The sequence below is a fragment of the uncultured Eubacterium sp. genome (genome assembly GCF_945980375.1).
GTDB lineage: Bacteria > Bacillota > Clostridia > Oscillospirales > Acutalibacteraceae > Eubacterium_R.
Map to the genome: position 1 here is coordinate 16,580 of NZ_CAMFQO010000004.1, position 19,368 is coordinate 35,947.

Below are 19,368 nucleotides of genomic sequence, written 5' to 3' on the forward strand. Positions count from 1 at the left end.
ACAGTTCCAATCGGTTTGTTTTTTACAATTTATTTATTTCATCAACAATGCCGAGCAGATTTTCTTCAAGCTCCTTGGCTTTCAAATCATTTTGGGCATTGAGCTCTTTTCAATCCTCGTTTTCGGTTTTTTCTTCATTTCTCTTTGCAACAAGCTCTGCAAGAATTCTCTCATGCTCCTTATCAGACAAAGCATACTTTAATGTAGGCAATGCAGAAAGAACCATACCGATTGCCGGTGGGATTGAAATAAGGAAGAACATTGCAGCAGCATACTTACCTACGCCTGAGCCTCCGTCATATGTGATGAAGCTTGCTCCGTTTTCGATTGCTTTATTGAGTCTATCAACATTTTCACCGCTATAACCTACATATGCAAATACACCTGATGAAATGAGAGTTGCGATACCTGCCGAAAGCTTTGTAATAAAACTTTGACCTGAGAAGAACACACCATCGGTACGAACGCCGTTTGTATATTCCTCATAGTCTACGCAGTCGGCAATCATAACAGATTGAAGAACATTGATACCGCCGAATGACGCACTTGCAAAAAGCATGCACAAGCCCACCATAATTGACCAGAATGTTGAGGTCAAGTCACCGTTTGCAATCTTGAAGAATACAAAGATAAGTGCAAACGGAACTGCACCTGCGATAGAATAGAAATTGTAAAGTGTTTTCTTTTCTACCTTTTTAATAATTACAGGAGTTATGCCCATTGCTACAAACTGACCAACGAACAAGCCGAGAGCAACCGAAGCAACACCTATAAGAATCTTGAAGTCAATGCCTGTAATATTTCCTGCTTGGTCTTTAATTAAAACATTCATCAAATTACCGTTTGCATAATAATATGTAAACAATGTCATAGCAACAATCATAAGAAGCTGAATTGGGCTTCTTAAAATACCGGAAATAAGAATCTGTCTGAACGGCTTATTGCTGAACATAATCTTGAAGTTTTCCTTAAAGGTATAACTCTTTTCGGATTTTTCAACTCGCTCTCTTGTGAAAATACCGGCAAATTCAAAGCAGATTGTAGCAACAACTGTAAAGATTATTACAGTAACAATAAATCCCTTTTGCATATCGTCATCAAATGCACCTGCAAGTCCCTGTGCAACAGGAACAACAACTACACCGATACCGCCAACACCTGCTACCATACGGGCAAGACCGAGAAGCTTGCTTCTGTCATTTTCGTCCTCTGTCATAAGAGAGGTAATACCCCAAAGCGGAATATCACAAACAGTGAAGCACATACCCCATGCTATGTAGGAAACGGCTGCCCAGCCAACAATAAGCACCTTTTGTGCCTGTGATGAAGCCTCTGCATAATTACCATTGATGAATGTGAGAATTGTTATAACACCAATGATTGCAGGGAAGATGATAAGATACGGTCTGCACTTACCCCACTTTGACCTTGTTTTGTCAACAATGGTACCCATCATAGGATCGTTAACAGCATCCCACACCCTTGCAATTGCCATAATCCAGCCAAGAGCCATTGCAGGCAAACAGATTACATTTTGAAAATAAAAGTAAAGACCTGTTGCAACAATGTTGTAAATAAGATTTTGGCCGAACATACCTGTTAAGAAACCGGCGGCTTCTTTTTTGGTATAAGTTTTTACCTGATTACTCATTTTTACACCCCTTTGTTTTGATACATATATGATAACAGATTATTTGCACTTTAACAAGACATTTTTGCCACTTGTCAAAAATTCCTTAAATTTGGATAAAAAATTCACCTTCAATGTTATTACTGATTTTTTAATTGCGTAGCTTCCCGCACTGCTCGACGGTGTGTTTGAAACAAGATGAATTGCACCAAGAAGCCTGTTAAGCCCTCTTGTACCTCTTGTTGCAAAAACAACGGGACAGCCAAGAGAATAAGACAATGCCTGTTTGTTTATTTTTATTCCCATCCGCCTTGCCCGTTTAACATCGGTTATGTACAAAACTGCCCGTTGTCCCCTCACAAGCCGACACAAAGCATCAAAGCAGCAGAAGGTGTCCGTTGCCGAAAACACAACAACCCTCACAGCCGAATCATCAGGCTGTGCAATACGGTAAAGTGATGATTTGTAGCAGAAGCAATCCCTGCTTTCCTTACTGCAAAGCGGACAGGTCAGCTGACGAATCAAGCCGTCAGCCTCACCTACAAATCCAAGAGTTGTTACCGAATTAATCCTAAGCATAATAAAATCACAGCCCTTTCGCCAAAGTACATACAACATACTATTGCTTATCCTTCGGTTTTGCCACAAGGGCTACCGCAAGAGCGCAAAGTATTGCGACCGTCACTCCTCCGGCAGATGCTGACAGAGGTCCTGTCAATATTCCCATGGCGCCTTTTTCCTTAATGGCTTCTCTGACACCCGATGCAAGTGCCGAGCCAAAGCCTGTGAGTGGCAATGTTGCGCCTGCGCCTGCAAAATCAATAAGCCAATCATACACGCCTATTCCGCCAAGCAACACTCCGAGACAAACAAACATTACAAGAATCTTTGCAGGTGTCAGATTTGTTAAATCAATAAGAAGCTGACCTACTACACAAATTAATCCGCCGATAATAAAAGCCTTTATAAGCATCATAAAAAATCACCCGATGTTAGCATTGCCAAATCAGGTGATTTTATTATCAATATTAATTAACCAAGGTCAATAGGATTTGCGTTGTCGTACTTTGCCTTTCTGCCGTACTTTTCCTCGAATCCGGGATTTATGTAATCCTCAACAATTCTGCCGTCACGGATACGAACAACTCGCTCTGCTTCCATAGCAATCTCGTTATCATGGGTAATAACGATAACCGTTCTGCCCTCGTCCTTTAGCTGATGCAAAATTTTCATAACATCCTTTGTTGATCGGGTATCAAGGTTACCTGTCGGCTCATCGGCAAGAATTACAGGCGGTGCCGCCGCAATAGCGCGTGCAACTGCCACTCTCTGCTGTTGACCGCCCGACAAGGCCTTTGGCAGATGGTCCATACGCTCGGACAATCCAACCTTTTCAAGAGCTGCAACGGAAATCGCCCTACGCTCATCCTTTTTCATACCTCTGTATACAAGAGGGAGCTCTACATTTTCAAGAGCTGTAAGTGACGGGATAAGGTTAAATCCCTGGAAAATAAATCCTATTTCTTCATTACGGATAACAGACATCTCGTCATCGGTCAAATCGTCAACAAGTTTTCCGTTAATATAATATTCACCCTCGGTAGGAGTATCAAGAAGACCAATCATATTCATAAATGTTGACTTACCGGAGCCTGACTGGCCGATAATAGCTACAAACTCACCACGGTCAATAGTTAGGCTAACGCCGTCAAGAGCATTAACCTGATTTTCACCGGGATTATAAATTTTATATACATTTCTAACATCAACAAGATGCTCCATAAAAGCTCTCCTTTTACAATTAGTATAAACGAATTATACAATTATTAATACAAAAAGTCAACAATTCTCAAAGAATATTCACACAGGATTTACAAATAATACTGATACACATATGTTGTCTAAACAGCAGAAAGGAAAAATTGTATGAGCATTTCAAACAACGAGTATTCAAAAATGACCGACAAAGCAAGTCCGAGCTCACCTGTATTGCCAAACTGCATAAGAGCATTTTTGTTTGGCGGAGGGATATGTATGTTTGGTCAGTTGCTCAACATACTATTTGAAAAAATCGGCTTGAATTCCGAAGAGGTTAAGCTTGCCACTCCGTCAACAGTAATTATAATCACTGCAATACTGACAGGAGTAGGTGTGTTTGATAACATTGCACGATACGCCGGTGCAGGAACAATAGTGCCTATTTCGGGCTTTGCAAATTCGGTTGTATCCCCTGCTCTTGAATTTAAGCACGAGGGTTATATAACCGGCACCGCATTTCAAATGTTTACCATTGCAGGACCTGTTATTGTATACGGCACTGCATCGGCATTTATTTATGGTTTAATCATTTATATATTTAAGTTGTATTAAGCTTGATTAAAGGTGATCCCTGTGCTGATATGCAGTGATGATGCCGTCCTTAACATCAAGTCTGCAAATACGTGCATTGCGGGCATCAAAGGCATTTGCTCCCAGACCGTCATCATAATCCCTTGCGTGATAAATTGCATACCACTGACCGTCCTCTTTTATCATGGAATGGTGCCCTGTTCCCTCCTCAAACTCATTTGCCTTCATAACAGGGCAATATGTGTTATCATCGGGATATTTTTCAAACTTGATTTTTCTAAGGTCGGTTTCATCGGTCTTTGCTCTTGCATAGCCTATGTAGTAGGTAGGCTGTTCAAAGCAGTTGCCCGAATACATAACATACTGCCAATCACCCTCCTTAAAATAGAAGGCACCCTCAATAGTATGCCAATGCTGACCTTTTTTATATCTATCTCTGCAATAAATGTCCTCATCAAGAGTAGGTACAACAACAGGAACAGGATTTCCCTCAACAGTAAACGGGTCAATCATTTTATCAACAACGATATATGTACCTATTCTGTCACCCTCAAAGTTGTTGGTTGAATAAAAAATCCAAAGCCCTGCCTCGTTCTTAACAACATGTGAATCGATAGAAAACGCAGGGAGAAGCTGCTTTACAACCTTGAACGGACCAAGCGGATTATCGGCAACGGAAACATGCATTGCTCCCCTGTGTCCACCCTTATCGGGAGTATAGCCCTCAATTTCAAAGGAATTGTACATATAAAACTTTCCGTCAAGCTCTATTACACTCGGAGCCCACCAGGAATCGTGCTTACCGTCTGTAAGCACCATGCCCTCAAATTTCCAACCGCGTGTAAGCTCATTGGACGAATAAGCATAAATTCCTTTGTGACCGGTTGTGTAGATATAATATCTTCCGCCCGATTTCAAAATAAACGGGTCAGCCTGACCCAAATAATTTTCTTTATCAATTTCCAACAAATGCATAACATTCTCCGATTAATTGTTTTGTTTTTTCTCTTTTTCTGCCTCAAGCTCTGCCTTTTCTTTATAGAACATATTAGCCTTTAGGTAAACCTCGATAAAGCCTCGAATAACCTCTGCCATTTCACCCGGGTTATGATTCAAAAGCAGAATATGCTCGTCATCATCAATAGCAAGAGGCCCCTTTTCGTAATCGTTAAAGGTAGGCATTAGGGAATAATTCGTTCTTGTTTTCACGATAGAAATCATTGTAAAATCCTTGGTGGCATTAACAAAACCCTTTTTCTTTGTATAACGCTCAATGGTTGAGGTTTCTACATTATCGTTATGCTTTTTGGTATAGCAGGCGTCAAGCACCTTGTTAATATACTTTTCAAGTGCATCATCCGAATACGGTGCTTTAAGGAGCATAACCGTGTCAATATCGGCAATTCCGTATTTGTCACTGTCTCCGCAAGGAATACCTATCAAATTTTCATCCTTATCAACGTAAACGGAAATGGTATAAAATTCTCTGTCCATAACAAACCTCCAAAATATATGGTATGTACCTTAAAATTATATAATATATAATTGAAAAATTCAACAATAAATGATAATATAGTATCAAATATACATTAACAGGTGCGTATTATGAAAAAAGCATTAATTTCAGGCGGGGCAACAGGCATAGGCAAGGCAACGGCTTTGTTACTTGCAAAAAACGGATATGACGTTTATATAACATATAACAGTACCGAGCCTAACTATGAAATAAAAAAAATCAAATGCAACCTTGAAAGCATTGATGAAATCCAAAGCACCGTTGAAGCTGTCGGCGGAGTTGATGTTTTGGTGAACAACGCAGGGGTATCGCTTATAAAAATGATAAACGATGTAACACCCAAGGATTACGAAAAAATCTGTGCAGTTAATGAACGTGCGGTATATTTTATGAGCAAATACTGTGCACTTGATATGATAAAAAAACAAAGCGGTGCAATAATCAACATCAGCTCTATGTGGGGGCAGGTGGGTGCATCCTGTGAAACGCTGTACTCTATGACAAAGGCGGGAGTAATAGGATTTACAAAGGCATTGGCACAGGAGCTTGCACCAAGCTCAATAACAGTAAACTGCATAGCACCCGGAATAATAGACACCCGAATGAACAGTATGTTTGATGCAGACGAGCTTGCAAAAGAGGTACCTCTCGGCAGGCTCGGCACCCCGGAGGAAATTGCAAATGCTGTGTTGTTCCTTGCAGAAAACAAATACATCACCGGACAGGTGCTTGGAATAAACGGCGGTATTGTAATATAAACAAAAAGGCTGTAAACGGCATAAAATATGTCGCTTACAGTCTTTGCTTTTATTCAACAGGTGTAACGAGAATTGAAACATTTTGTCCCTTTAGATTGTTACATTTATATTCCTTTGACGGAACAGGACCGCAGGCATTTGAGCCGGCTCCCAAATGATAGGAATCAAAGCCAAGGAAGGTTGTGTTGCAATCCTGAAGCTCCTCAATATGATTAGCCTTTGCACATTGTTGCGGAGTGTAATGATCTGCAGAAAAGGTCACTCTGCCGTCAACAGATGTGAACAAAAGACCGCAGCCGTCATCATCGGTAACCCTTGCCCAACGCACGCCCGTACGCATTGAGGATGCCTGTGGCTTAATATATTGCTCGTGCATATCGGCAACGGTTGAATTATAGATGCCCAAAAGCGTATGCTCAAGATAATCGGATACATTGGGTCCGTCACCCATACCGTAATACTCTACGTTGGAAAAAGCCCTTGGCATCTCAAGCGTTAAGCCAAAACGAGGAGCAAATCGAATGTTAATGCTGTCTGTGCATTTTGCATTAACAAGAACAGATCCGTCACTGTAAATCTCATATGTAACAGTAACATCGCAAAGCTTCTTTTTAGCTATGGTTTTTACTGTGTACTCATTGGAAATGACAACCTTGTTTTCAACAATACTGAAAGCCCTTGCAGGTGCCTTTGCTTTTTTGATAAAAGGTCTTGCAGTTTCAAGAGAAAGCTTGTTCCAATTATTTTTGAAATGCATATCATTATCGATAGGTGCACGGTAAACACCGATGCCGAAGCCTGTTGTTGCACCGAAGGGTGCTGTATTGAAATATTCCCTGCCGTTCTTTTGATAGCTTACAGCCTCACCTGTTGCAGTATCAAAAACAAAACAACCGTTATCAAAATTAACGTACAGGCGTCTTTCGGAAATGTCAATGGTAGGAGGTGCAGTGCAATCGACAGGTGCGTTCTTGACATCGGCAAGCTCAACAACCTGCTCGCACGCAACCTCAAAATCACCGTCAAAATACCTAAGCGTTATTGCTTGGTCGCCCTCCATACGCTGAATATCAAGCTCAAATCCTTGCGACTTTCGAGGTTCAATATCAAGCTGAATTTCACCGTTTTGAACAGACTTACCGTCAACAAGATAGCTCCAGCAAAGCTTGTAATCGGCATTTGTAAAATACTTGTAATTATACAGTTCAATACTGTTACCGTCATGCTTTATGCACCTTACGGGACGATAGCAGTTTTTCATTTGCAATGCTCCCGAATGAGGCGTCCTGTCAGGGAAGAAAAGACCGTCAACACAGAAATTGCCGTCGTGCTTATTTTCGCCGTGGTCACCGCCATAGGTGTATTTATACGGTCCGTCCTCGTTGTAAATTTCGTGGTCGGCAAATTCCCAAATACAACCGCCAAGCATATTATCACTGTTCAAAAAGGCTTTAACATATGTTTCAAGCTCGCCCGCGCCAAGCCCCATTGCGTGCGCATACTCACACATAAAATACGGCTTTGTGTAAAATTTCTTAGGCAGTCCCGAGCCTCTTGCAATCCTTTCAACAAGATAAAACCAAGGATACATCTGCGACACAACATCATATGCCCATCTTTTTGTACGGCAAACCCCCTCATAATGAATAGGAATGTCCGTATACTTCTTAAGCTCTTGATAGCAATAATCCTGATTTTTATATCCGTGCGCTTCGTTACCGAGCGACCACATTGTAATGCTTGGGTGGTTTTTATCCCTTTGGAACATACGGTAAACCCTGTCCCAATAACGAGGCTGCCAATCGGGATTATGCGAGCAAGCGCCCGGTCTGTGCAACTCTGTTTCGCATCCGTGGGTTTCTATGTCCGCCTCATCGACAACGTAAATGCCGTATTCATCGCACAAATCAAGGAACATAGGGTCGGGAGGATAATGTGAGGTACGCACGCAGTTTACGTTATATTCCTTAAACAGCCTCACATCCCTTTCCATATCCTCTGCGGTCATTGCATAGCCTGTTTTCGGATTTGTATCGTGATGATTTACACCCAAAAGCTTGATGTTTTTATTATTAAACGTAAACACATTGCCTGTAATTTTGATATGCTTAAAGCCGATAGGACGACGAATAAGCTCTATCACCTCGCCGCCCTTTGACAAGGATACAACAAGTGTGTAAAGCTTTGGATATTCGGCAGACCACTCCTCTACCTCCAATGAAGAAAAGGTAATTTTGTCTATTTGCTTTGAATCAACGTTAACCGACCTTGCACTGACAAGCTCGTTTCCGTCAAGCAATGTTGCCGAAAGCTCACATTCATCAACAAGCTTAAGTGCGGGAATAACATCAAGATTGTATGTATAATCGGTATTAAAGGTTATTTTTGCCTCAAAATCATAAACAGAATTTTTATCGGTTTTGTAAAGCAGTACATCACGGAAAATTCCGTTATCACGGAACATATCCTGACATTCAAGATATGTACCGTTTGTCCACTTATGATTAACAACCACAAGGTGATTTTCACCCTCGGTCAAGGTATTCGTAATTTCAAACTCTGCCGTATTATGACTGCCCTCGCTGTAGCCGATATACTTACCGTTTACAAAAACGTCAAGGCCTCCGGATACACCTAAAAATGAAATGACATAGCACTTATCCAAATTGTCAACATCAAACACCCTATGATATACGCCGACCGGACAATCTACCGGGATTTCAGGCGGGTTGGGCTTAAAGGGATAACGGGAATTCAGATAGTACGGCTTTTCGTAGCCTGTATGCTGCCACACCGACGGAACAACAACCCTGTCAAAGCGGGCAGTATCCGTATCAAGCTCGCTCGGTAAATCAGACTCCCTCTTATAGTAAATAAAATCCCACTCGCCCGAAAGGCAATCCACCATTGAAGATGAATAACGTTCGGTTCTTATATCGGTCTTTGCCATTTCTTCAGGCGAAGAAAACGGAATAAAATACGAACGCGGAGTGAGTACATTATCCTTAAATACATCAAAGCTTTTGTAGTTATCGTTTTTAATCTTAAAAATCATATCATTTATCCTATCCTTGCAATAGTTACGCCATCCTCACCCTCGCCGTATCTGCCGAGCCTAAACTCGCTGATATTGGGGTGATGCTTTAGTTCATCGGCAACAACATTTCTCAATACACCTGTGCCCTTGCCGTGAATAATTCTAACCTCTTTAATACCGTTAAGAACACATTTATCAATAAAAATACCGAGATTACCGATTGCCTCCTCTGCCGTTTGTCCACGCAAATCAAGCTCGGTTTTTACATCGGCATCTGCTCGAGATGATGTACGGTACAAATTACGCTGTGGCTTTGTCGGTTGTTTCTTTTTCTTTTCGATAAGCATAAGGTCGGACATCTTTACCCTTGTTTTGAACAATCCCGACTTAACGGTAACGTTATTGTTCTTAACCTCAATTACTTCACCCTCGCCTATACCGCGAATAACAACGGCATCGCCTACAACAACATCCCTCGGGAGCTTATAATCCTCATCCCAATTTTCCGCAAGCTCCTGCGGATTAATAAGGTCGTCCATTTCTCCCATTTGGTTTTTGATTGCTCGCCTTGTCTTTTTGGCAAGCTCGGTTGCGTTTTCAGGTGATTTTTCTTTTTTCATTTTTTCAAGCTCAAGCAGAAAATCCGATGATTGACGCTTTGCCTGATTAATTAGTTTTTCAGCTTCTTTCTTTGCCTTATCAAGCTCCCTTGCCTTAAGGACCTCGATTTTGTCCTTTTCAGACTGTGCCCTTGACGCCATTTTTTTTGCAAGCTCGGTTGCCTTTTCGGCGGCAAGCTTTTCATTTTCAAGCTCAAGACGGGTTGCCTCAAGCTTATCAAGAATAGCCTCAAAGTCACGATTATCAGAGCCTACAATCTCTCTTGCTCTGTTTACAACATCCTCCTCAATGCCTATATGAAGCGATATTGCAAAAGCATTTGACCTGCCCGGAACACCTATCAGCAGTTTGTAGGTGGGTGATAGGGTGTTTACATCAAATTCACAGCAGCCGTTGATGACACCGTCTGTATCAAGTGCGTATGCCTTTAACTCTGCATAGTGAGTTGTGGAGCATATTTTTGCACCCTTTTCCCTAAGGCGTTCTATAATTGCAACGGCAAGTGCCGCACCCTCGGTTGGGTCTGTGCCGGCACCGAGCTCGTCAATCAAAACAAGTGAGCTGTCATCTGCAACCTTCAAAATGTTTGCCACATTTGTTATGTGTGACGAAAAGGTTGATAGGCTTTGCTGAATGCTTTGCTCATCACCTATATCAACCAAAATCTTATCAAACACAGATATTCGACTTGATTGGTACGCAGGTATAAGCATACCGCACATAGTCATAAGAGTAAGCAGACCAACAGTTTTGATTGATACTGTTTTACCGCCTGTGTTTGGACCTGTTATAACAAGAGTGTCGTATTTTTCACCAAGCGAAATATCAATAGGCACCACCTTATCTTTGTCTATAAGCGGATGCCTTGCCTGCTTCAAATCAATAATTCCGTCTGTGTTTATTATAGGCTTAACAGCCTTCATTTTATTTGCAAGATGAGCCTTTGCAAAAATCAAGTTAAGTTCAACCGCCGATTCGTAGCTGTTCTTAATGCTCTCGCCGAAATTGCCTGCCTCAACAGACAGCTCGTACAGGATACGGTTTATTTCCTCTCGTTCCTGTCCCTTGAGCACCTTAATATCATTGTTTGCCTCCACAACGGAAATAGGCTCAATAAAAACAGTTGCGCCTGATGATGAGGTATCGTGAACAAGTCCCTGCACATCACCTCTGTGCTCTGCCTTAACGGGAACAACAAATCTGCCGTCACGCTGGGTAACTATTGCCTCCTGCAAAAATTTTGTATAATGTGCAGAATGAATCATAGAATCAAGCTTTTCGCGAATAGATGCGGATTTAGCCCTGATTTTTCTTCTTATTTCATAAAGCGTGTCGGATGCCTTGTCGGCAATTTCATCCTCACTGACAATGCAGGTAAAAATTCTGTCCTCAAGATATTTGTTAACGGTTATGCTTTCAAACAAAAAGCTCAGTGAGGTTTTAACTCCACTGCAATGGCCGTACCATTCCTGCAAAATTCGCATGGAACGCAGAGTTGAGCCGATATTAAGAAGCTCTCTTGTATTAAGCTCACCACCGGCTGCGGCACGTGCAAGCGGGCCGTTAACATTATATAAGCCTCCAAACGACGGAGCACCAAAGCGAGCAAGAAGTGAGTAAGCATCCTCGGTTTGATTTATCATATTGCAAACCGTAATAAAGTCAGAGGACGGCCTAATCTGCAAAGCACGCTCGGCGGCATCGTCACAGGAGGTTTCATTTTTTAGCATTTCAAGAACCTTATCAAGCTCTAATGTTTCAAAATTCTTTTCCATAATCATTAAGTAATTGATTTATAAAATTCTAATGTTGTAAGCCTTCCGTCAATTCTGGAAAGCAAGTATTTTTCTGTTATTCTGCAAAGTGTTGACATATTTTCATCGCTGAGCGCAAACGAAAACACCTTGCCCATATCGGCAAGACAAATATAGCGCATGGCACTGACAACTGCAAGCGGAAGCTCAACTGCGTTGTTTCGGTAGCAATCCTTACAGTAAACACATCCCTCCTCAATGTCAAGGTACATTATATCGCTTTCATATGTACCGCAACGGTAGCAGGCGGTTAAATCAGGCATATAGCCGCCGAGGGTGAGCATACGAAGCTCCACGGTTGCTTTGATTTGGCTATGGCTTTTTTTACCCTGACAAAGCAAATACAACGAATTAAGCATCAGCCTTAGCATACTCGGTGACGGATGCTCCTCCTCGCCGAGAAATATACAAAGCTGTGCAAAATACTGTGCAAGCGAAAGGGTTTCAATATCTCTGCGCAAATCAAAAAAAACCTCAATAGCCGTTGCATTATCAATAACAAAGGCATCCTTGCTTCTGTAAAGAGAAAGCTCGCTGTATGCAAAAAGAGAGGTTGCAGACAGATTTTGACTTTTGATAGTCTTTGCTCGTCTTACAAAAGCCTTTATTAATCCAAAATCCTCGGTAAGAGCAGTAACAAGCTTATCACTCTCCCCTACTGTCTGTTCCCTGATTATAAGTCCCTTTGTCTTTGTCTGCATCAGTCTGCACAACCTCGTTTTGTTTTTCGTTTTGTTTATATTTCAAATAATCCGCAACGCTTCCGGAGGCAACAAAATTTTGCCATAAATCATTCATTTCAAGCACCACCGTTAATATTCTATCCTATGGTAGTTGCTATGATTTGTGCCAAATTAATCCAAGCCGAAATTATGAATTAAGCCCTCGCGATTTCGCCAATCCTCCTTTACCTTTACCCAGGTTTGAAGATTGACCTTTATTCCGAAAAATGCCTCTAAATCCTGACGGGCATAGGTCGATATTTTTTTGAGCATTGCACCTTTTTTACCGATAACCATACCCTTATGGCTTTCTCGCTCGCAATAAATTATTGCTTCTATGTCAAGAATATCCTTATCGTCACGCTCTCGCATTTTTTCAATAGATACTGCAATGCCGTGAGGAATTTCCTTATCCATAAGTCTTAATATTTTTTCTCTGATAATCTCTGCGGCAAGCACTCTTTCAGGCTGATCGGTAAGAGTATCGTCAGGGAAAAAGTGAGGTGACTCAAATGCAAGACGTTTCATTTCGTCAACAAGCTCGTTGATATGCTCGCCGTTTGATGCACAAACAGGAACAACCGCCTCAAAATCAAAAAGCTCACTGAGCTGAACTATTCTTGCAAGAAGCTCCTCCTTATCCTTTATCATATCAATTTTATTGATAGCAAGAATTACGGGTACCTTAAGCTTTTTGAATTTTTCAAGAAGCTCATATTCTCCCTTTTTTATGTCGCCCTTTGCCTCCACAACAAAAAGGCAGGCATCAACACCGCCTATGGAATCACCGACAGCCTGATTCATTTTTTCGCCAAGCTTATTGTGAGGCTTATGATAGCCGGGAGTGTCGGTAAAAACAAGCTGTGTTTCGCCCTCGGTGAGAACACCCATAATCTTTGTACGGGTGGTTTGAGGCTTTGAGGAAACGATAGCAATCTTTGTACCCAAAACCCTGTTAAGTATTGATGATTTGCCGACATTAGGGCAACCTACTATTGCAATAAATGCAGTTTTTGTCATTAATTATTCTCCCATATAATAGCTGTTATCACGCTTAAGACCGATTTTTGTGAGCACCTCTTCTTCCTTCTCACGCATATGAACCTGCTCGATTCCGCCGTTTTCATGGTCGTAGCCCAAAAGATGAAGCATAGAGTGAACGGTTAAAAATCCGATTTCTCTTTGCAGTGAATGGTTATATGCCTTTGCCTGCTCCATTGCCTTGGGTACGCTGATAACAATATCACCCAAAAGCTTTGCACCGGTGTTCATATTTGTATCGTACACACCGTTTTCGCCGAGAGGAAATGAGAGCACATCTGTTTCTCGGTCAACGTTTCTGTACGCCTTGTTCAGCTCGTGAATACGTTGATTATCAACAAAGCAAACGCTAACCTCTGCGTCATCTCCAAAATGTTCCTCCTGCAGTACAGCAGTGCAGCAACGACGGATAAGGAGTCTTATTCCTCTTGGAACGTCAATCTCCTTTTGCTCATCGGAGATTATAACCTTAACCTTGTTCATCACTTTTCTTCTCCTTTTCTTTTCCTCGCAAGTTGTTTTTCATCATACCTTTCGTATGCCTTGATGATGTCCTGTACAAGTCTGTGGCGAACAACATCCTTTTGTGAAAACTTAATGATTTCGATATCATCAACATCCTTAAGTATATTCAAAACAGTTTTTAATCCTGACTTTTTTCCGTCAGGCAAATCAATCTGGGTAATATCACCGGTAACAACCATCTTTGACCTAAAGCCAAGACGGGTTAAAAACATCTTCATTTGCTCCGGTGTTGTGTTTTGAGCCTCGTCAAGAATAATAAAGCTATCGTCGAGGGTTCTGCCTCTCATATAAGCAAGCGGAGCAACCTCAATTGCTCCCCGCTCCTGATAGTTTTGAAAATTCTCGGCGCCGAGCATATCAAACAATGCGTCATACAGTGGGCGTAAATAAGGGTCAACCTTGCTTTGCAAATCGCCCGGCAAAAAGCCAAGCTTTTCCCCTGCCTCAACAGCAGGACGGGTTAGGATAATTCGGTTGACCTGCTTTGCCCTAAATGCAGTAACGGCCATTGCTACCGCAAGGTAGGTTTTGCCGGTGCCGGCAGGACCTACGCCAAAGGTAATTGTATGCTCGTCAATAGCCTGAGTGTACTTTTTTTGACCGAGGGTCTTTGGCTTTACCGGTCTGCCCTTTGCGGTTATGCAAATTGAATCATTAGTCATAGAGGACAGCTTATCCTCGTTGCCCTCGTTAACAAGCGACAGCACATAACGAACATTTTGGTCGGTAAGAGCTTCGCCCTTATTTATAAGCACAAGCAACGAATTAATAGCTCTGACGGCACGCGCAACCGCCTCTGCCTCACCCATAATTTTTAGGTCGGAGCCACGCGACACTATGCTCACTCCATACTCCCTTTCTATCATACGGATGTTTTCGTCAAACGAGCCAAACAGCGAAACCGCTGCCTCCATTGCCTCAATTGTTATTATTTGTTCTGTCATAAATCTCCGCCTTAACCGAATCTATTTTTCTTTCAGTAACCTCAAGCACGGAAAATTTCACTCCGCCGTACTCAACACTTTCGCCCTTACTTTGCTCGTTTGGTACAGTGCCCAAGCGATTGATAACAAAGCCTGCAATAGTATTATAATCACCCTCGGGCAGTTTAATGCCAAGAGCCTCCTGAGCGTCCTCTATGTCACAGGCGCCGTCAAAGATATAATTATTGTCATCGAGCTTTACCACCGACTGCTCCTCATCGTCGTATTCGTCCTCAATTTCGCCGACAAGCTCCTCAATAATATCCTCCATAGTGACAAGACCTGCCGTTCCGCCGTATTCATCAACAACAATAGCAAGCTGAATATGTGTTTCGGTCATTTGAGCAAAAAGCTTACCGCAAGGAATAGTTTCCGGAACAAACAAAGGATTACGGATATAAGCATCTATTTTTTCCGTTTTGGGAATTTCCTCACCAACGAACTTGAGCAAATCCTTAACATAAACGATACCCTTGATATTGTCCAAGTCCTCCTCGAAAACGGGGATACGGGAATATCCCTCCTCGATTGCGAGCTTTACAATATCAATTATTTCCCCGGTAATCTCAACAGCAGCAATATCAGTCCTATGAGTCATAATGTCACCGACATTAGTGTCATCAAACTCAAACAGGTTATTGATAAAATCTCTGGTGGATTTTTTCAGCTCACCCTCGTCCTCGTCAACAAGCTGCTTTATTTCCTCCTCGGTTGAGCTTTCCTTCTTAAACAAATGTCTTAAACTGCCGATAGCCATGACGGCAAATACCTCCGATAACAAATTTGTCTATCAAGTTATTATTATAATATATAAATAATAATTTGTAAAGTGCAATCTAATATGTTATTATGTACAAGGTGATATACAATGCTTGAACTGATAAACGAACAAAACATATGGGATAACCTTAAACAAAGCGACAAGCCGATAGTGCTTTACGGAATGGGCTTGGGTGCCGAAAAAATAATGGCAGAGCTTGAGCAACGCGGTATGAAGGCACACGATATTTTTGCAAGCGATGAGTTTGTAAGAGGTCACAGCTTTAAGGGATACAAGGTACTTAAATACAGCGAGGTTTGCAAAAAATACGATGATTTTAATGTTGTGCTTTGCTTTGCAAGCCACATAGACAGTGTTATCGAAAACATAAAAAAAATCAACAACGAGCATACAGTTTTTGCCCCTGATGTTCCGGTAGCAGGCGGAGGACTGTTTACCAACGAATACGTTGCCGAGCACGACAGCGAATTTGATTATGTATACAACAGGCTTGCCGATGAAGAAAGCAAAAGGGTGTACCTTGACATCATAAGATTTAAGGTGTCGGGAAAAATAGAATATCTGCTGTCGTCATTTTGCAATAAGGATGATGTTTACAACAAAATATTAAAGCTTTCGGACAACGAAAACATAATTGATCTCGGTGCATACGACGGTGACACGATAAGAGAATTTGTAAAATCAACAGGCGGAAAATACAGCCACATAACTGCACTTGAGCCTGATGCAAAAAGCTACAAAAAGCTGCTGAAAAACACAGACGGTATGCAAAATCTAACCACGTTAAATATGGGTGCCTGGAGCGAAAAGGATACTCTTATTTTCAGCGCCGACGCAGGACGAAACAGCAAGATGTCATCAAGCGGAACAAGTGTTAAGGTGACGGATATTGACAGCCTGAATATCCCCGCAACGTTCATAAAAATGGACATTGAGGGCAGCGAAATGAGAGCGCTGAACGGTATGCAGGCTACCGTAAAAGGTCGACACCCGAAGCTGTACATCTGTGCGTACCACAGAAACGAGGATTTGTTTGCATTGCCGTTAAAGGTATGGGAGCTTGACGACAGCTACAAAATATACTTTAGGCACAGCAAATACATACCGGCGTGGGAAAGCAATTTTTATTGCATATAAAAACATATTTCATAATACTGCATACAAAAAAGAGATTGGCAAAAAACCAATCTCTTTTATTTTGTGTATAAGAATTATTCCTTGTCTTCCTTCTTTTCCTTGAGGAGAACGAACTTTTCCATCGGAAAGAGAACAACCATTTGGATGAAGCCTGCTGCCAAGCCTGCGATTGTTCTTGCAAGAGGCTGAAGCCAAGCCCAAGGAATCTTTGCCATAATGCCTACGAGCCAGCCCTGAAACCATGTTGAGAACAAGATAAGAGCAATCATAAGTACAATATAGATAGCAAAATTGTACCATGGTGCATCTGACTTAAATGTTGTCTTCTTGTTCTGATAGAAGCCATAGATGTTTGCAATAAGGTTTGAAAGGAAGAATGGAAGCAGGTAACCCCATGTAACCACTCCGCCAACAACGTACTTTGCAATCTGCTCTGCGCCCTTTTGGGTTGTTGCATCAAAAATTACATCCGGCTTAAAGATACCCTGAAGGAATACAGGCAATGTTGCTGTAACGCTGTCAAATACAAGCGGAAGCAGGTTTGCCAACACAAGCTGGATAATTGTAACCAAGCCTGATACTACAAGGAACTTTACAAGCTGCCAAACAGTTTTGATAAATGAACCCTTTTCCTCAGCGGCAGTATCAATGCCACCAAGACTAAACTTTTTCTTTTCGTCTGCCATAATTTACTCCTTAAAAACTACTTTTTATGTAAACAAAAAAATTTACGAAAATATTATAACAACTATTTTTTGCTAATGCAATACTTATTTTAGAAAAGCAAGGCTAAAAACGCCGTGCCTGTGCAAGCGTGGATAATAGCAACGACAGCCCAAACAACAAGGGCAACCAGGCCTACAACCAATGCAAGTAAAAGCAATACAATAAGAATTAACAGCAAAAGCACCAACGGGCCTTTTTTGCTCTTTTTAACAGTATCGGTAAACTGCTTTTCCTCAAACGCACTTGCAGGTGCAGGGTTTTCGTCATCATAAATAGGATAAAGAGGTAATGTTGCCTTTGCATCACAATAACCGCTGTTCCACAAAAGAGGCTCGATAAGCGACCTTACGGATGTTGCACCCTTGAGCACCTTGCCGATTGAAAAATGAATTGTATCCAAAAAGGCATCAATTATGTTTAGAAAACCGCAGGTGAGCTTATATTCTCTTGTATCGGGGCCATAAGGAGAGTCGCCGCAATATAGGTTCTGTACCAATTCAAGAATAAAATCGGTAACCTTATTATATGCAATATCGGCAATATCGGATTTTTTAAGTCCGCATTCCTTTTTGCAAAGCCTCCAAATCTTTTTGAAGGTAAGCTTGTTGAGGAACTTGCCCACAGGCTTAATAATCCATGCATATTTCTTTACCGTTTCGCCCGGAACGGAAAACGCAGGAGTCATTTCTGCAAGGCGGTCAATATCGTTGCCCATTGCCCAAATAACCTCGGCAATCATACCGAAGAAGAAATCCTTCATATAATCCGGAAAGCTCTTGCCCTTTGTATCAAGACCGTCAACGTTATCTACATATACGGTTTCAACGTCAATCTTTGCGTCTCTTGGGTCAAAGGTAACATTTCTGATTGCAGGAGGACAGCCGATAAAAGCACCGCAGGCAACATCGTAAAACTTATTGCCCTTCTTTGAGGTAACAACGCTGATATCGTGAACGTGGGTATGACCTGTTAACATACAGGAAAGACCTGCATCTGCAAAGATTTCTCTTGTGGTTTCGTAATTTCTCTGCATATTTCCGCCACCGATGATGTTATAAAACGGTGATGGAGAAATCATAGGATGGTGAGTCATTGCGATAACATACTGATCATTATCGTGAGCATCCTTTAACTGCTCCAAAATCCATTTCATACAATCATCGGAGAAGCCCGAACCTCTTTCGCCCTCAGGCTTGTAGTTTGTATCATCATTTAATGCAAAAAGGCGATAACCCGGAGCAAGCTGAACTACATAACACATAGACTCCTTATGAGTTGCAATAGCCTCACTCGGACCAAAATCATAGTACATATCCCACAGGTCATGTCTGTCCTTAACGGCAGGCACCTCGATTCTGTTATCTCCGTCATAGGCGTGCGCAATTCCATTGTCCTGAAAGTCGTGAGTTGCGGTAATTACGTACACTCTCTTTCCACGCTTTTTAAGGTCATGAAGCATTTCGATAAATTCGGTATGCGACTCAATTTCGCCCTCGTGGGTAGTGTCTCCCGAAATAACGACTATATCGGTTGAATCGTCCTCGCAAAGCATATCAAAGCCTCTTTTTATAACAAGGGGACTGTCCTTAATCACCATCTGTGATTTGGACTCCATTTTATCGTATGCCTTTCCCTCGGTACCTAATTTGCTTGAGTAATAATGAACATCGGTAATAAACTGAATTTTCAATGGTTCATTATTACTGCCATAAATTCTGTTTTCCATAT

18 protein-coding genes are annotated in these 19,368 nt (G+C 41.7%); 3 read left to right on the plus strand and 15 right to left on the minus strand.

Annotated features, from left to right (window positions below; all coding sequences use genetic code 11):
- Nucleotides 1-109 precede the first annotated feature (109 nt).
- The 4 genes from Q0P34_RS02285 to Q0P34_RS02300 are packed head-to-tail and all read right to left on the minus strand — an operon-like array spanning nucleotide 110 to nucleotide 3,412.
- Nucleotides 110-1,651: an MFS transporter gene (locus Q0P34_RS02285; RefSeq protein ID WP_294952283.1), complete on the minus strand. Its 1,542-nt coding sequence runs from the start codon at nucleotides 1,649-1,651 to the stop codon at nucleotides 110-112.
- A gap of 39 nt (nucleotides 1,652-1,690) precedes the next feature.
- The gene (locus Q0P34_RS02290) at nucleotides 1,691-2,248 is read right to left on the minus strand and encodes a hypothetical protein (RefSeq protein WP_294952286.1); all 558 of its coding nucleotides are present in this window, start codon (nucleotides 2,246-2,248) and stop codon (nucleotides 1,691-1,693) included.
- Nucleotide 2,249: 1 nt separating this feature from the next.
- Entirely contained in the window at nucleotides 2,250-2,606 is a 357-nt protein-coding gene (gene spoVAE / locus Q0P34_RS02295) for a stage V sporulation protein AE (RefSeq protein ID WP_294952290.1), read from the minus strand.
- Between the two features lie 56 nt (nucleotides 2,607-2,662).
- Nucleotides 2,663-3,412: an ABC transporter ATP-binding protein gene (locus Q0P34_RS02300; RefSeq protein WP_294952293.1), complete on the minus strand. Its 750-nt coding sequence runs from the start codon at nucleotides 3,410-3,412 to the stop codon at nucleotides 2,663-2,665.
- A 144-nt stretch (nucleotides 3,413-3,556) separates the two neighbouring features.
- Between Q0P34_RS02300 and spoVAC the strand changes: the two genes are divergently transcribed.
- Nucleotides 3,557-4,000, plus strand: a complete 444-nt coding sequence (spoVAC, locus tag Q0P34_RS02305) for a stage V sporulation protein AC (protein ID WP_294952295.1) — start codon at nucleotides 3,557-3,559, stop codon at nucleotides 3,998-4,000.
- Nucleotides 4,001-4,006: 6 nt separating this feature from the next.
- On the opposite strand, the gene Q0P34_RS02310 is transcribed toward spoVAC, so the two are convergent.
- Together Q0P34_RS02310 and Q0P34_RS02315 are read right to left on the minus strand one after the other, a co-directional pair.
- Entirely contained in the window at nucleotides 4,007-4,954 is a 948-nt protein-coding gene (locus Q0P34_RS02310) for a glycoside hydrolase family 43 protein (protein ID WP_294952299.1), read from the minus strand.
- A 12-nt stretch (nucleotides 4,955-4,966) separates the two neighbouring features.
- Nucleotides 4,967-5,473: a hypothetical protein gene (locus Q0P34_RS02315; protein ID WP_294952304.1), complete on the minus strand. Its 507-nt coding sequence runs from the start codon at nucleotides 5,471-5,473 to the stop codon at nucleotides 4,967-4,969.
- A 111-nt stretch (nucleotides 5,474-5,584) separates the two neighbouring features.
- Between Q0P34_RS02315 and Q0P34_RS02320 the strand changes: the two genes are divergently transcribed.
- Nucleotides 5,585-6,253: an SDR family oxidoreductase gene (locus tag Q0P34_RS02320; RefSeq protein WP_294952310.1), complete on the plus strand. Its 669-nt coding sequence runs from the start codon at nucleotides 5,585-5,587 to the stop codon at nucleotides 6,251-6,253.
- Nucleotides 6,254-6,302: 49 nt separating this feature from the next.
- Here Q0P34_RS02320 and Q0P34_RS02325 read toward each other — a convergent pair whose 3' ends face one another.
- The 7 genes from Q0P34_RS02325 to Q0P34_RS02355 all read right to left on the minus strand — a co-directional run bounded on the left by Q0P34_RS02325 (nucleotide 6,303) and on the right by Q0P34_RS02355 (nucleotide 15,753).
- Entirely contained in the window at nucleotides 6,303-9,308 is a 3,006-nt protein-coding gene (locus Q0P34_RS02325) for a glycoside hydrolase family 2 TIM barrel-domain containing protein (RefSeq protein WP_294952316.1), read from the minus strand.
- A gap of 5 nt (nucleotides 9,309-9,313) precedes the next feature.
- Nucleotides 9,314-11,686, minus strand: a complete 2,373-nt coding sequence (locus Q0P34_RS02330; protein ID WP_294952321.1) for an endonuclease MutS2 — start codon at nucleotides 11,684-11,686, stop codon at nucleotides 9,314-9,316.
- Nucleotides 11,687-11,691: 5 nt separating this feature from the next.
- A complete protein-coding gene (gene recO, locus Q0P34_RS02335; protein ID WP_294952326.1) occupies nucleotides 11,692-12,426 on the minus strand; it encodes a DNA repair protein RecO in 735 nt (244 codons plus the stop codon).
- Between the two features lie 153 nt (nucleotides 12,427-12,579).
- Nucleotides 12,580-13,467 (minus strand): GTPase Era, encoded by an 888-nt coding sequence (gene era / locus Q0P34_RS02340; protein ID WP_294952329.1) that lies wholly within the window; start codon nucleotides 13,465-13,467, stop codon nucleotides 12,580-12,582.
- Nucleotides 13,468-13,470: 3 nt separating this feature from the next.
- A complete protein-coding gene (ybeY, locus tag Q0P34_RS02345; protein ID WP_294952332.1) occupies nucleotides 13,471-13,971 on the minus strand; it encodes an rRNA maturation RNase YbeY in 501 nt (166 codons plus the stop codon).
- Complete coding sequence (locus Q0P34_RS02350) at nucleotides 13,971-14,957, minus strand: PhoH family protein (protein WP_178667074.1); 987 nt, start codon at nucleotides 14,955-14,957, stop codon at nucleotides 13,971-13,973. Before Q0P34_RS02350 ends, ybeY begins: the two co-directional genes overlap by 1 nt.
- Complete coding sequence (locus Q0P34_RS02355) at nucleotides 14,932-15,753, minus strand: hemolysin family protein (protein WP_294952337.1); 822 nt, start codon at nucleotides 15,751-15,753, stop codon at nucleotides 14,932-14,934. The genes Q0P34_RS02350 and Q0P34_RS02355 overlap by 26 nt, the downstream gene beginning before the upstream one ends.
- Nucleotides 15,754-15,864: 111 nt before the next feature.
- On the opposite strand from Q0P34_RS02355, the gene Q0P34_RS02360 reads away from it, so the two are divergent.
- Nucleotides 15,865-16,914, plus strand: coding sequence for an FkbM family methyltransferase (locus Q0P34_RS02360; protein WP_294952340.1), 1,050 nt, complete (start codon nucleotides 15,865-15,867; stop codon nucleotides 16,912-16,914).
- 74 nt (nucleotides 16,915-16,988) lie between these two features.
- On the opposite strand, the gene Q0P34_RS02365 is transcribed toward Q0P34_RS02360, so the two are convergent.
- Nucleotides 16,989-17,600 (minus strand): hypothetical protein, encoded by a 612-nt coding sequence (locus Q0P34_RS02365; protein WP_294952343.1) that lies wholly within the window; start codon nucleotides 17,598-17,600, stop codon nucleotides 16,989-16,991.
- A gap of 89 nt (nucleotides 17,601-17,689) precedes the next feature.
- Complete coding sequence (locus Q0P34_RS02370) at nucleotides 17,690-19,366, minus strand: metallophosphoesterase (RefSeq protein WP_294952344.1); 1,677 nt, start codon at nucleotides 19,364-19,366, stop codon at nucleotides 17,690-17,692.
- Nucleotides 19,367-19,368 lie beyond the last annotated feature (2 nt).

Bases quoted from the DNA above. Each gene is read 5' to 3' on its own strand.
- Q0P34_RS02285 (WP_294952283.1), bottom strand. From the start codon at position 1,651: ATGAGTAATCAGGTAAAAACTTATACCAAAAAAGAAGCCGCCGGTTTC.
- Q0P34_RS02290 (WP_294952286.1), bottom strand. From the start codon at position 2,248: ATGTTGTATGTACTTTGGCGAAAGGGCTGTGATTTTATTATGCTTAGG.
- spoVAE (WP_294952290.1), bottom strand. From the start codon at position 2,606: ATGATGCTTATAAAGGCTTTTATTATCGGCGGATTAATTTGTGTAGTA.
- Q0P34_RS02300 (WP_294952293.1), bottom strand. From the start codon at position 3,412: ATGGAGCATCTTGTTGATGTTAGAAATGTATATAAAATTTATAATCCC.
- spoVAC (WP_294952295.1), top strand. From the start codon at position 3,557: ATGAGCATTTCAAACAACGAGTATTCAAAAATGACCGACAAAGCAAGT.
- Q0P34_RS02310 (WP_294952299.1), bottom strand. From the start codon at position 4,954: ATGCATTTGTTGGAAATTGATAAAGAAAATTATTTGGGTCAGGCTGAC.
- Q0P34_RS02315 (WP_294952304.1), bottom strand. From the start codon at position 5,473: ATGGACAGAGAATTTTATACCATTTCCGTTTACGTTGATAAGGATGAA.
- Q0P34_RS02320 (WP_294952310.1), top strand. From the start codon at position 5,585: ATGAAAAAAGCATTAATTTCAGGCGGGGCAACAGGCATAGGCAAGGCA.
- Q0P34_RS02325 (WP_294952316.1), bottom strand. From the start codon at position 9,308: ATGATTTTTAAGATTAAAAACGATAACTACAAAAGCTTTGATGTATTT.
- Q0P34_RS02330 (WP_294952321.1), bottom strand. From the start codon at position 11,686: ATGGAAAAGAATTTTGAAACATTAGAGCTTGATAAGGTTCTTGAAATG.
- recO (WP_294952326.1), bottom strand. From the start codon at position 12,426: ATGCAGACAAAGACAAAGGGACTTATAATCAGGGAACAGACAGTAGGG.
- era (WP_294952329.1), bottom strand. From the start codon at position 13,467: ATGACAAAAACTGCATTTATTGCAATAGTAGGTTGCCCTAATGTCGGC.
- ybeY (WP_294952332.1), bottom strand. From the start codon at position 13,971: ATGAACAAGGTTAAGGTTATAATCTCCGATGAGCAAAAGGAGATTGAC.
- Q0P34_RS02350 (WP_178667074.1), bottom strand. From the start codon at position 14,957: ATGACAGAACAAATAATAACAATTGAGGCAATGGAGGCAGCGGTTTCG.
- Q0P34_RS02355 (WP_294952337.1), bottom strand. From the start codon at position 15,753: ATGGCTATCGGCAGTTTAAGACATTTGTTTAAGAAGGAAAGCTCAACC.
- Q0P34_RS02360 (WP_294952340.1), top strand. From the start codon at position 15,865: ATGCTTGAACTGATAAACGAACAAAACATATGGGATAACCTTAAACAA.
- Q0P34_RS02365 (WP_294952343.1), bottom strand. From the start codon at position 17,600: ATGGCAGACGAAAAGAAAAAGTTTAGTCTTGGTGGCATTGATACTGCC.
- Q0P34_RS02370 (WP_294952344.1), bottom strand. From the start codon at position 19,366: ATGGAAAACAGAATTTATGGCAGTAATAATGAACCATTGAAAATTCAG.